Source organism: Arthrobacter sp. NicSoilB4 (assembly GCF_019977335.1).
Taxonomy (GTDB): domain Bacteria; phylum Actinomycetota; class Actinomycetes; order Actinomycetales; family Micrococcaceae; genus Arthrobacter.
On sequence record NZ_AP024653.1, the window covers coordinates 169,671 to 181,745 of the forward strand.

The 12,075-nt window shown below is 66.6% G+C and carries 12 protein-coding genes; 10 read left to right on the forward strand and 2 right to left on the reverse strand.

Annotated features, from left to right (window positions below):
- Positions 1-57 precede the first annotated feature (57 nt).
- From lysS to dhaM, 10 genes are all read left to right on the forward strand, one after another.
- Positions 58-1,590 carry a lysine--tRNA ligase gene (gene lysS, locus LDO13_RS00825; RefSeq protein ID WP_224048208.1) on the forward strand — a complete coding sequence of 511 codons (1,533 nt, stop codon included), beginning with the start codon at positions 58-60 and terminating at the stop codon, positions 1,588-1,590.
- Positions 1,591-1,592: 2 nt separating this feature from the next.
- Complete coding sequence (locus tag LDO13_RS00830) at positions 1,593-1,781, forward strand: hypothetical protein (protein ID WP_224048209.1); 189 nt, start codon at positions 1,593-1,595, stop codon at positions 1,779-1,781.
- Positions 1,782-1,918: 137 nt separating this feature from the next.
- Positions 1,919-2,245 carry an Lsr2 family protein gene (locus LDO13_RS00835; protein ID WP_224048210.1) on the forward strand — a complete coding sequence of 109 codons (327 nt, stop codon included), beginning with the start codon at positions 1,919-1,921 and terminating at the stop codon, positions 2,243-2,245.
- A 315-nt stretch (positions 2,246-2,560) separates the two neighbouring features.
- On the forward strand, positions 2,561-5,053 hold the full coding sequence (locus LDO13_RS00840) for an ATP-dependent Clp protease ATP-binding subunit (protein ID WP_224048211.1): 2,493 nt from the start codon (positions 2,561-2,563) through the stop codon (positions 5,051-5,053).
- Between the two features lie 176 nt (positions 5,054-5,229).
- On the forward strand, positions 5,230-7,353 hold the full coding sequence (locus LDO13_RS00845) for a prolyl oligopeptidase family serine peptidase (RefSeq protein ID WP_224048212.1): 2,124 nt from the start codon (positions 5,230-5,232) through the stop codon (positions 7,351-7,353).
- Positions 7,354-7,420: 67 nt separating this feature from the next.
- Positions 7,421-7,930, forward strand: a complete 510-nt coding sequence (locus LDO13_RS00850; RefSeq protein WP_224048213.1) for an amino-acid N-acetyltransferase — start codon at positions 7,421-7,423, stop codon at positions 7,928-7,930.
- A gap of 215 nt (positions 7,931-8,145) precedes the next feature.
- On the forward strand, positions 8,146-8,343 hold the full coding sequence (locus LDO13_RS00855) for a hypothetical protein (protein WP_224048214.1): 198 nt from the start codon (positions 8,146-8,148) through the stop codon (positions 8,341-8,343).
- Positions 8,344-8,488: 145 nt separating this feature from the next.
- The gene (dhaK, locus tag LDO13_RS00860) at positions 8,489-9,490 is read left to right on the forward strand and encodes a dihydroxyacetone kinase subunit DhaK (RefSeq protein ID WP_224048215.1); all 1,002 of its coding nucleotides are present in this window, start codon (positions 8,489-8,491) and stop codon (positions 9,488-9,490) included.
- A 2-nt stretch (positions 9,491-9,492) separates the two neighbouring features.
- A complete protein-coding gene (dhaL, locus tag LDO13_RS00865) occupies positions 9,493-10,119 on the forward strand; it encodes a dihydroxyacetone kinase subunit DhaL (RefSeq protein WP_224048216.1) in 627 nt (208 codons plus the stop codon).
- A complete protein-coding gene (gene dhaM, locus LDO13_RS00870; RefSeq protein ID WP_224048217.1) occupies positions 10,116-10,790 on the forward strand; it encodes a dihydroxyacetone kinase phosphoryl donor subunit DhaM in 675 nt (224 codons plus the stop codon). Before dhaL ends, dhaM begins: the two co-directional genes overlap by 4 nt.
- A 10-nt stretch (positions 10,791-10,800) precedes the next feature.
- On the opposite strand, the gene LDO13_RS00875 is transcribed toward dhaM, so the two are convergent.
- Together LDO13_RS00875 and LDO13_RS00880 are read right to left on the reverse strand one after the other, a co-directional pair.
- Entirely contained in the window at positions 10,801-11,493 is a 693-nt protein-coding gene (locus tag LDO13_RS00875; protein WP_224048218.1) for a hypothetical protein, read from the reverse strand.
- 24 nt (positions 11,494-11,517) lie between these two features.
- Complete coding sequence (locus tag LDO13_RS00880; RefSeq protein ID WP_224048219.1) at positions 11,518-12,015, reverse strand: hypothetical protein; 498 nt, start codon at positions 12,013-12,015, stop codon at positions 11,518-11,520.
- Positions 12,016-12,075 lie beyond the last annotated feature (60 nt).

Here is a 12,075-nt window from a genome sequence, read left to right on the forward strand (position 1 = left end):
CGGGGCCTTTGCCGGGCGGAATCTGCCCCGGCGGAATCCCCGGTAAACTTGGGGATTGTGACTTCCCAAAACACCTCCGCCCCGAACACCGCCGCCGATTCCCACGACGCCAGCGAACAGACGCGCATCCGCATGGAGAAGCGCGCCAAGCTGATCGAGCGCGGTATCGAGGCGTATCCGGTAGGTGTGGAACGCACGCATTCACTGAATGACGTCCGTGAAAAGTACGCGCACCTCCAGGCTGACGAAACCACCGGCGACGTCGTCGGGGTGACCGGCCGCATCGTCTTCATCCGCAACACCGGCAAGCTCTGCTTCGCCACGCTCCAGGAGGGCGGGGTTGACGGCAAGGCTGTCCGGCTGCAGGTCATGCTGAGCCTGGCCAACATCGGCGAGGACGCGCTCGCCGACTGGAAGGCCCTTGTGGACCTGGGCGACCACGTCTTCATCAAGGGCGAGGTCATCTCCTCGCGGCGCGGCGAGCTCTCCGTCATGGCCGGGTCCTGGTCCATGGCGTCCAAGGCCCTGCGCCCGCTGCCCGTGCTGCACGCGGAGCTCAACGAGGAAACGCGCGTCCGGCAGCGCTACGTGGACCTGATCGTCCGTGATGAGGCCCGCGAAATGGTTTACACCCGGGCAGCGATTACGCGCTCCATCCGCGAGACCCTGCACCGCCAGGGCTACGTCGAGGTGGAGACCCCGATGCTGCAGCTGGTCCACGGCGGCGCCACTGCCCGCCCCTTCGAGACGCACATGAACGCCTTCGACCAGAAAATGACGCTGCGGATCGCTACCGAGCTGTACCTCAAGCGCACCGTGGTCGGCGGAATCGACCGCGTCTACGACATGGGCCGCGTCTTCCGCAACGAGGGCGTGGACTCCACCCACAGCCCCGAATTCACCACCCTGGAGAGCTACGAGGCCTGGGCCGACCAGTTCGTTATGGCGGACCGGATCAAGGAACTCATTCTCGACGCCGCCGACGCCGCCGGCGTGGGCCGCGTCCTGCAGACCGAAGCCGGAGAGATCAACCTCGACGGCGACTGGGCGTGGATGGCTGTCTACCCGGGGCTGTCCGACTTCGTGGGCCAGGAAATCACTCCTGCGACCCCCGCCGCCGAGCTTCTGGCGCTGGCCGCCAAGCATGAGGTGAAGGTGGACGCCAACTGGGACGCCGAGAAACTCGTAGTGGAACTCTTCGGCGAGCTCGTTGAACCGACGCTGCTGAACCCGACCTTCGTCTACGATTACCCGCCGTCCGCGCAGCCGCTGGCCCGCCAGCACCGCGAGGATGACCGGCTGATCGAAGCGTGGGACCTCATCATTGGCGGCATGGAGCGCGGCACCGCGTTCTCCGAGCTGATTGACCCGGTGATCCAGCGCGAACGGCTCACAGAGCAGTCCCGCCGTTCCGCCGCCGGCGATGTCGAGGCGATGCAGCTGGACGACGACTTCCTCCGCGCATTGGAGTACGGAGCCCCGCCGATGGGCGGAATCGGCCTGGGCATCGACCGGCTGGTCATGCTCTTCACCGGCGCCGGTATCCGCGAGACGATTCTGTTCCCGCTGCTGAAGCCCGAAGGGCACTGACCATGGAGTACGTCGCCGTATTGCTTCCCTCCGTGGTGGTCGGGCTGATCTTCTGGTTCGCCATGAAATCGATTTTCAATGCCGACAAATCGGAGCGCCAGGCCGAAGCCCGTGCCCAGGCGGAGGCCGATGGAAATGTCTCCGGGGCGGATACCCTCCGCAACGACGGCCATTCCAACGGCAAGAACTAATAGCAGACTATTCCGCCTTGGGTTTTCCTTTGGAAACTCTTTTTCGCTTTGACTCGTTGCCATTAAGCAGAGGATACTTTCAACCAGATACATCCTGCTTTTCCTAAATACTCATCCATTTGGAAAGAGAGTCTTTAATGGCACAGAAAGTAAAAATCATCCTTGTCGATGATCTGGATGGGGGATCCGCGGACGAGACTGTCCGGTTCGGCCTTGACGGCGTCAGTTACGAAATCGACCTGTCGGCCGACAATGCTGCAGAACTCCGTTCGGCAGTCGAGAAGTTTGTAGGCCACGCACGCAAGACCTCAAGCGGCCGCGCAACACGCACCAAGATTGCATCCGGCCGGAATCAGGACTCCGCCCAGATCCGTCAGTGGGCGCGCGATAACGGCTATGCGGTAAACAGCCGCGGCCGTATCCAGGCTGAAATTCAGGAAGCGTACCAAAAGGCGAATTCCTAACAGTCGAGCCGGGAACCCTGCGTCGACGACGCAGCGTCAGGCCGCAATACCAATGACAATGCCCCCGCCCTAAGGCGGGGGCATTGTCATGTGTGCCCGCAGTGGCCGGAGGCGTCGCCGGCCGCTCCACCCGCCGGCGGCGCAGAACCGCCCGCCAAGGCCGTCGCAAGGCCGTCGCACGGCCATGGCCGGCCTGGGTTCGCGGCCCCATGTGACGCCGCTCCGGCGTCCGGGTTTCCCCTGTGGCGAACAAGCCCCAAATCTTGAACCCGGCCACGTAGCATCAAAGTACGTCGTAGCTAGGAGTGTGGCGAAATGTTTGAGCGATTTACGGACCGTGCCCGTCGCGTAGTTGTGCTTGCCCAAGAAGAGGCACGCATGCTGAACCACAATTACATTGGTACCGAACACATCCTCTTGGGTCTGATCCATGAAGGTGAAGGTGTTGCTGCCAAAGCCCTCGAGTCCTTGAGCATTTCGCTCGACGGCGTCCGCGAGCAGGTACAGGAGATCATCGGGCAGGGCCAGCAGGCCCCGTCCGGACACATCCCCTTCACCCCGCGCGCCAAGAAGGTCCTGGAACTCTCGCTCCGCGAGGCCCTGCAGCTGGGACACAACTACATCGGCACCGAGCACATCCTGCTCGGCCTCATCCGCGAGGGCGAAGGCGTCGCCGCCCAAGTGCTGGTCAAGCTCGGTGCGGACCTCAACCGCGTCCGCCAGCAGGTCATCCAGCTGCTCTCGGGCTACCAGGGCAAGGAAACCACCGGTGCCGGCGTCGGCCCAGGGCAGGCCGAAGGCACTCCCGCCGGTTCCGTCGTCCTGGACCAGTTCGGCCGCAACCTGACCCAGGCTGCGCGCGAGAACAAGCTGGACCCGGTCATCGGGCGCGAATCGGAAATGGAACGCGTTATGCAGGTCCTTTCCCGCCGCACGAAGAACAACCCCGTGCTGATCGGTGAGCCCGGCGTCGGCAAGACCGCCGTCGTCGAAGGCCTTGCCCAGGCGATTGTCCGCGGCGACGTTCCGGAGACCATCAAGGACAAGCAGCTTTACACGCTGGACCTCGGGTCCCTCGTAGCCGGCTCCCGCTACCGCGGTGACTTCGAAGAGCGCCTCAAGAAGGTCCTCAAGGAAATCCGCACCCGCGGCGACATCATCCTGTTCATCGATGAGATCCACACCCTGGTGGGTGCCGGTGCAGCTGAAGGCGCCATTGATGCGGCCTCGATCCTGAAGCCCATGCTGGCCCGCGGCGAGCTCCAGACCATTGGTGCCACCACGCTGGACGAGTACCGCAAGCACATTGAGAAGGATGCCGCGCTGGAACGCCGTTTCCAGCCGATCCAGGTCAAGGAACCCTCCGTCGCTCACGCGATCGAGATCCTCAAGGGCCTCCGCGACCGGTACGAGGCGCACCACCGCGTCACCATCACCGACGGCGCCCTCGCCTCGGCCGCGAGCCTCTCCGAGCGCTACATCTCGGACCGCTTCCTGCCGGACAAGGCGATCGACCTGATCGATGAGGCCGGCGCCCGCCTGCGCATCCGCCGGATGACAGCCCCGCCGGAGCTCAAGGTCATGGACGAGAAGATCGCCGCCATGAAGCTGGAGAAGGAATCCGCGATTGACGCGCAGGACTTCGAAGGCGCCGCCTCGCTGCGCGACAAGGAGCAGAAGCTCATTGCCGAACGTGCCGAGAAGGAACGCCAGTGGAAGACCGGCGGCATGGACGACATCTCCGAGGTGGATGAGGACCTCATCGCCGAAGTGCTGGCGAACTCGACCGGCATCCCGGTCTTCAAGCTGACCGAGGAAGAGTCCTCGCGACTGCTGAAGATGGAAGACGAGCTGCACAAGCGCGTCGTCGGCCAGAACGAGGCCATCAGGTCCCTGTCCCAGGCCATCCGCCGCACCCGTGCAGGCCTGAAGGACCCGAAGCGTCCGGGCGGTTCGTTCATCTTCGCCGGCCCCACCGGCGTCGGCAAGACCGAGCTCGCCAAGGCCCTGGCCGAATTCCTGTTCGGCGAGGAAGACGCCCTGATCACCCTGGACATGTCCGAGTACTCGGAGAAGCACACGGTGTCGCGTCTCTTCGGTGCCCCTCCGGGCTACGTGGGCTATGAGGAAGGCGGACAGCTGACCGAGAAGGTCCGCCGTCGTCCGTTCTCCGTGGTCCTGTTCGACGAGGTGGAGAAGGCGCACGCCGACCTCTTCAACTCGCTGCTGCAGATCCTGGAAGACGGCCGCCTGACCGACTCCCAGGGCCGCGTGGTGGACTTCAAGAACACCGTGATCATCATGACCACCAACCTCGGCACCCGGGACATTTCCAAGAGCGTTGCCACCGGCTTCCAGTCGGGCACGGACACGCAGACCGGCTACAACCGGATGCGGGCCCGTGTCACGGAGGAGCTCAAGCAGCACTTCCGCCCCGAGTTCCTGAACCGTGTTGACGACGTTGTGGTCTTCCCGCAGCTGACACAGGACGAGATCATCGAGATCGTGGACATGTTCGTCGGCCGGCTGGAGAAGCGGCTCAAGGACAAGGACATGGGCATCGAGCTCACGCCCGCAGCCAAGATCCTGCTGGCAACCCGCGGTTACGATCCTGCAATGGGTGCCCGGCCGCTGCGCCGGACCATCCAGCGCGAGATCGAGGACCAGCTCTCCGAGAAGATCCTGTTCGGCGAAATCCACGCCGGCGACATCGTTGTAGTGGATGTGGACGGCGAAGGCGACGACGCCAAGTTCACGTTCGCGGGCAACGCCAAGCCGCGCATCCCGGAGATCGCTCCGAGCGTCTAGGCGCCAACTCAGAGGCCCCGTCATTCCCGCCAGGGAGTGGCGGGGTCTTTGCGTTTCCGCTGCCCAGGCGCCCGGGCCGCGGGTGCGCCAGGCGGGGCCACGCCGAGTCTGAAAGTACCGTTTCACTCTTAGTGAACTTGGTGTGATCCAGCGCACAGGGGGTGTTGAATCGGTGCATGGCTTCCAACGATTCAGAGACCCTGAGCGAAAAACCCGAGACACCGTTCCACGACCTGGACCACTACCTCGCCATCCCGAAGGTAAGCGGCCTGGCGCTGAGCCCGGACGGCAGGAGGCTGGTCACCACCGTGGCCACCCTCAACGCCAAGGGCACCGAATACGGCACCGCGCTCTGGGAACTCGACCCGGAAGGGCAGAAGCACGCCCGCCGGATCACCCGCAGCGCCAAGGGGGAGGCGGGGGCAGTATTCGCCGCCAGCGGTGACCTGTACTTCAGTTCCGCCCGCCCCGACCCGGAAACCCCCGAGGCCGATCCCGTGAACGCCCTCTGGATGCTGCCCGCGGACGGTGGCGAGGCCCGCGTCGTGCTCACAAGGGCCGGAGGAGTCAGCGGACTCCTGGCCGCGAAAGACACCGGCGCCCTCTTCGTCAACGCCTCCGTGCTGGCGGGCTCCACGGACGAGGACAACGACGAGGAACGCCGCAAGGCCCGCAAGGACAACAAGGTCGCCGCCATCCTGCACAGCGGCTATCCCGTCCGCTACTGGGACGCCGACCTGGGGCCCGCCCAGCCGAGGCTTTTCGCCGTCGAGCCGGGCGAGGAACAGGAACCGGGCAAACCGGCAACGGTTGACGCCGCGGCGCCGCTCAAACTCCGCAACCTGACGCCCGACGCCGGGAGCGGGCTCCGTGACGCAGATGCTGTCGTCAGCCCGGACGGAAAGACCATCTACAGCAGCTTCGACAAGCCGCTGGCCCGCGCGGATTCACGGTCAATGCTGGTCGCGATCGACGTCGCCACCGGCACCCGCAAGGTGCTGCTGGATACCGAGGGAATGAGCTATTTCCCTGGGCCGGTCAGCCCCGACAACCGGACGCTCGTTGTGCTCAGTGAGACCGACACAACGCCGGAGGCGGCCCCGCAGGTCAAGCTGCACCTGCTCGACGTGAGCGGCGGTGCGCCCGCGGCCGAAACCGCCCTGACGCCGCTCGCGCACGACTGGGACCGCTGGGCGCGCCCCGCCGCGTGGCTGCGGGACGGATCGGCCGTGCTCGCCACCGCGGACGAAGACGGGGCCTCTCCGGTCTTCCGCATCAGCGTGACCGGCGACGGTGGAGCCGGCCAGGTGGCCCGCCTGACCGCCGACGCCGCCGCGTATACCGACGTCGTGGTCGCCCCCGACGGGCGCACCGCCTATGCGCTGCGCAGCTCCTACGAATTCCCGGCGGAAGCGGTGCGGATCGACCTGGCCAGCGGCGACGTCGTCCGCCTGCCCGCCCCCGCAGAGCGCCCGCACTACAAAGGCTCCCTGGAACGCATCGAGACGACGGCGGCAGACGGGACCCGCGTCCCGGCGTACCTGGCGCTCCCCGAAGGCGCCACGGCCGGAAACCCGGCACCCCTGCTGCTCTGGATCCACGGCGGCCCGCTGGGCTCCTGGAACGCCTGGACCTGGCGCTGGAATCCCTGGCTGCTGGTCGCCCGGGGCTACGCCGTGCTGCTGCCGGACCCGGCACTCTCGACCGGCTACGGCCAGCACCACATCCAGCGCGGCTGGGGTGAATGGGGCAAGGCCCCGTTCACCGACCTGATGGCCATCACCGACGCCGTTGTGCAGCGGCCGGACATTGATGAGACCCGCACGGCTGCCATGGGCGGTTCTTTCGGCGGCTACATGGCCAACTGGGTGGCCGGCCACACGGACCGGTTCAAGGCAATCGTTACCCACGCCAGCCTCTGGGCGCTGGACCAGTTCGGCCCCACCACTGACGCCGCGCAATACTGGCTCCGGGAGATGACGGCCGAGATGGCGCTGGAGAACTCCCCGCACCTGCACGTGGAGAACATCAGCACCCCGATGCTCGTCATCCACGGCGACAAGGACTACCGCGTCCCGATCGGCGAGGGCCTGCGACTCTGGTACGAACTCCTCTCCAAGTCCCAGCTGGCGGCCGACGAAAACGGCGCGACCGAGCACCGCTTCCTCTATTTCCCGGACGAAAACCACTGGATCCTGCAGCCGCAGCACGCCAAGGTCTGGTACGGCGTCGTCGAGCACTTCCTCGCCAGGAACCTGCTCGACAAGGATCTGCCAGTGCCTGCTGAGCTCGGTCTCTAGGCCGGGCCACTCCCAGCCAGTTGGGTTCAGGCAGGGACGCGACAGCGTCCCCCAGTAGGATTGGGCTGTGACTGAGCCAATCCGCATCCGCCTTGCCCGCACCAGCGATGTCGGGGCGATCAAGACGCTTGTGGCCCCGCTTGCCGATCAGCGGATCCTGATGGCCAAGGAAACCGTGGCCTACTACGAAAGCCTGCAGGAGTTCCGGATCGCCGAGTCCCCAGACGGCGAAGTGATCGGCTGCGGGGCGCTGCACGTGATGTGGGAGGACCTCGCCGAGGTGCGCACGCTCGCAGCATCGGATGCCTGGCGGGGAAAGGGCGTGGGCCACCTGCTCGTGGAACGCCTGCTGGAGGACGCCCGGGCTCTCGGCGTTTCCCGCGTGTTCTGCCTGACCTTCGAGGTGGATTTTTTCAAGAAGCACGGCTTCGAAGTGATGGCCGACCAGAGCGCCGTCGATCCCGTGGTGTACTCCGAACTCCTGCGCTCCCACGATGAGGGTGTCGCCGAATTCCTGGACCTGGCCCGGGTGAAGCCCAATACCCTCGGCAACACCAGAATGATCAAGGTGTTGTAGCCCGCCGCTGAGCACCGCAATGGAACGCCGGGAACGTTGCTGCCGGCGTGCCCGGTCGGGCGGGAAAAGCTGCCCTGCCGGGCATGCGAAACCGGGTCTTCCCATCAATAAATTTGATGGATAAACTGATGCCGGTCCAGGGGGTGGACTTCCCGAGTTTCGGAGGCAAGAAATTGCACGATCGCGTGATTTTTCCAGATTTCTCCGCATTCCAAATGACAATCGCAGACCCGGCGCCGCGACGCGCCACCGATCCGGGCGCCACCGATCCGGGCGCCACGGATCCGGGCGCCGGGGACGACGGGGACCCGGCGCCGGAGATCAACGGGGGGCGGCTCAATGCGCCGCCCTTCTCCTGGCTCGGCAACGACGCCTGGCCAAACTTCCCGTTGTGGGCGGACAAACCAAGCTGATGCGCCCGCGGTTGCCGGGGAGGACTGCCGTCCGGGAGAACCCCGTTTCCGCGTCAGAGGTTGTGAATCCGGAGCCTACCGCTGGCATGGGCCCCGGTAGTAGGGTCTAAGCAAGCAGCCAGGACACCATCCAGGGAGCACAGCCATGAAGAAGCTCATCAATGATCCCCGCGCCGTGGTTGACGAGTCAGTGGAGGGCTTCGGGCTTGCCCATGCCGACCTCGTGACCGTTTTTGCGGACCCCAAATACATCGTGCGCAAAGACGCGCCGGTGGCAGGAAAAGTCGGACTGGTCTCCGGCGGCGGCAGCGGGCATGAGCCCCTGCACGGCGGCTACGTCGGCATGGGAATGCTCGACGCCGCGGTGCCGGGCGCCGTGTTCACCTCGCCCACGCCCGACCAGATCCTCCCGGCCACCCTTGCCGTCAACTCAGGCGCCGGCGTCGTGCACATCGTGAAGAACTACACAGGCGACGTCCTTAACTTTGAGACGGCGGCCGAACTGGCCCAGGCCGAAGGCGTGGACGTCCGCACCGTGCTGGTCAACGACGACGTTGCGGTGCAGGATTCGCTGTACACCGCCGGGCGGCGCGGCGTAGGCGGAACGGTCCTCGTGGAAAAGATCGCCGGTGCCGCCGCCGAGCGCGGGGACAGCCTTGACGCCGTCGCCGCCGTGGGAGACCGGGTCAACCAGAACGTGCGCAGCATGGGCGTCGCGCTGACCGCCTGCACCGTCCCGCACGCGGGGGCACCAAGCTTCGTGCTGGAGGAAAACGAAATCGAAATCGGCATCGGCATCCACGGTGAACCCGGCCGGCACCGCATCGCGATGGAGAACGCCGACGGGATCACAGACCGCCTGCTGGAGCCGGTGGTCAGCGACCTCGGGCTCGCCTCCGGAGACAAAGTGCTCCTGTTCGTCAACGGCATGGGCGGCACCCCGCAGAGCGAGCTCTACATTGTTTACCGCCGTGCCGCGCAGCAGCTGGCCGGGCAGGGCATCACCGTGGCACGCTCGCTGGTCGGAAACTACATCACCTCCCTCGAAATGCAGGGCTGCTCCATTACCGTCCTTCGCCTCGATGATGAGATGACGGCCCTTTGGGATGCGCCCGTGCACACCCCGGCCCTCCGCTGGGGCGTCTGACCATGGGGCTGGACGTCACCTGGGCAGTGCGGTGGCTGACCCTTTCAGCCCAGGCCATGGCGGAGCACCGGGAAGAACTCATCGAGCTGGACCGGCCGATCGGCGATTCTGACCACGGCGAGAACATGGACCGCGGCTTCAAGGCGGTGATGGTCAAGATAGCCGAGACGCCGCCGGAAACGGCAGGGGCCGCCCTGAAGCTGACCGCGATGACCCTGATGTCCAAGGTTGGCGGGGCAGCAGGGCCGTTGTACGGCACAGCCTTCCTCCGGGCGGCCACGGCGCTGGGCGAGGCGGCCGACATCGACGCCGGCACGCTCGCCTCAGCGTTCCAGGCCGCGAGGGACGGGATCGTGGCCCGCGGAAAGGCCGAATCAGGCGACAAGACGATGGTTGATGCCTGGACCCCAGCTGTTGACGCCGCCGCTGCCGCTGCCGGGGACAGCGATGTGCGCAAGGTCCTGCTGGCCGCCGCGGAGGCGGCCGAGGCCGGAGCCGTCTCCACCGACCCCATGCTCGCCCGCAAAGGGCGCGCCAGCTACCTGGGGGAACGGAGTATCGGCCACCGGGATCCGGGAGCCGTCTCCAGCGCCCTGATCCTGCGGGCCGCCGTCGGGGCAGCCGAATGACGGTCAAGCTCGTCGTCGTCTCCCACAGTGAAAAGATTGCCGACGGCGCCGTCGAGCTTGCCGCCCAGATGGCGCCCGATGTCCTGATCCTTTCCGCCGGCGGTACCGACGACGGCCGGATCGGCACCAGCCTCGAGCGGGTCATGGCCGCGCTGGAACAGGCAGCGGACGCCAACAAGGACGGCACGGTCGTCCTGACGGACCTGGGTTCGGCGGTGATGACCGCCGAGTCCGCGCTGGAGTTCCTGGCGGATCCTACGTCCGTGCTCCTGGCAGATGCTCCCCTTGTCGAGGGGCTCGTTGCCGCCGCCGTGGCCGCCCAGGCCGGAGCGGACGCCGCGGGTGTGAAGGAGGCCGCGGAAGCCGTCTACAGGCCGCCGGCCGCGCCGTCGCACACGCATGAGCATCGTCCCCCGGAGGCGACAGGGGACTTTGAACTGGTCAACCAGGCCGGCATGCACGCCCGTCCGGCCGCGAAGATCTCCGGCGGGCTGTCCGGCCTGGACGCCGAGGTGACCATCAACGGCGCCGACGGCGCGTCGATGACGGAGCTCATGATGCTCGGCGCGGCGAAGGGCACGGTGCTGCACGTCGAAGCCAGCGGCCCGGACGCCGCCAAGGCCGTGGACTATCTGCGCGGACTGATCACGGCGGGCTTCGGGGAACCCTAGCTGCCGGTGCTCACGCCGTACCGGCCGCGGTCAGGTCCGGTGCCGGCGCGGCTTCCCGGGACCAACTCCATGCGATCCACCCGCCGCCAGCCGCCATGAGCAAAGCCCCCGCGGCTTGGGTCGGCAGGCTGCTTCCCGTCGTCGCCAGGCCCAGAACAACCCCCAGGGCATAGAACACGACGGCGCCGGCCACCCAGAGCGCCCCGGCCCAGCGGGGCAGCACGTGGGAACGCCACACCGCGACGCCCAGCAGCACGTTGCCAAGGAGGGCGAGCAGGAGGCCAAGCAGGAACGCCCCAGTCATGGACCAAGGGAATTCCAGCTGCATCACGTCGTGGTGTCCGGCCAGGTAGGCTCTGCCGATTGCCGGCGTGGCAAAGGTGGAAACCGCGGCCGGCACCAGCAGCAATGCCGTGCCGGCGACGGCGGTGACCATCGCCGCCAGCGCCAGCCGCCCAACCCGGCTGTTTGCCAGGCAGCAGCCGAGGGCAAAGACGCCAAAGATCGCGAGGATGGTGCCGGCCGTGCTGCCGAAGATATGGCTGACCTGGTATGAATCGGAACTGACGAACCGGGCCCAGGCATCCGGGTCCTTCTCCTGGTCCGGCTGCGGCTCAAGCGTCGCCCAGGCAGTAACGAGCGCCGATACCGGCAGCGCCCATAGCCCTGCCCGGATCCAGTGGCTGATGTTCTTCGAGTTCACGCTGTACTCCTTGCTCCGGGCGGGTTAGCCGGACTGCCGGAGGCCTTCCGCATCCAGCAGCACCCCAGCCGAGATGAACCTTCCGCACTGCTCGCCGTAGGGGTACGCAACCCGCGGGGTGAAGGTCAGGGTCCGGACCGCCAGGGGCAGCCCGTCGGTGCCGGTGCCGCTTGAAGCAGCCTCGATGGGGGACTCCGTCAGCGGATCGAGCAGGAGCATCCCCGTCAGGGTGCCGTCCGGCGAGGAGGTTGCGGAGCAGGGCCGGTCCCCGCCGCCGGACCCCGCTTCGCAGCCCTGATCCACCGACGTGCTGCCGGGCAGGAGCCCAAGTTCGGCCTCCGTGCACCGGCTGTCCTGGCAGGCCTTCAGCCGGAGGGTTTTCACGGATCCGGCGTACTCGCGCGCCACGGTCAGGGCAACCACCGGAGCCTGGGCGATCGCGGGGCATGCCGCCTCGGTCTGGCACCCGGTGACCAGGAGTGCCGCGCAACCCAGACCCGCCACTGCCGCGAACGTGCGCATGTTTCAGGGTAGTTCCGGGAGTCCCGTTCAGCTAGGGCCTTCGGTCGGGCGGATCAGGGT

Coding starts and splice junctions, on each gene's coding strand:
- LDO13_RS00835 (WP_224048210.1), top strand. CDS start 1,919: ATGGCACAGAAAGTAAAAATCATCCTTGTCGATGATCTGGATGGGGGA.
- dhaK (WP_224048215.1), top strand. CDS start 8,489: ATGAAGAAGCTCATCAATGATCCCCGCGCCGTGGTTGACGAGTCAGTG.
- LDO13_RS00840 (WP_224048211.1), top strand. CDS start 2,561: ATGTTTGAGCGATTTACGGACCGTGCCCGTCGCGTAGTTGTGCTTGCC.
- LDO13_RS00880 (WP_224048219.1), bottom strand. CDS start 12,015: ATGCGCACGTTCGCGGCAGTGGCGGGTCTGGGTTGCGCGGCACTCCTG.
- LDO13_RS00830 (WP_224048209.1), top strand. CDS start 1,593: ATGGAGTACGTCGCCGTATTGCTTCCCTCCGTGGTGGTCGGGCTGATC.
- dhaM (WP_224048217.1), top strand. CDS start 10,116: ATGACGGTCAAGCTCGTCGTCGTCTCCCACAGTGAAAAGATTGCCGAC.
- LDO13_RS00845 (WP_224048212.1), top strand. CDS start 5,230: ATGGCTTCCAACGATTCAGAGACCCTGAGCGAAAAACCCGAGACACCG.
- dhaL (WP_224048216.1), top strand. CDS start 9,493: ATGGGGCTGGACGTCACCTGGGCAGTGCGGTGGCTGACCCTTTCAGCC.
- LDO13_RS00855 (WP_224048214.1), top strand. CDS start 8,146: ATGACAATCGCAGACCCGGCGCCGCGACGCGCCACCGATCCGGGCGCC.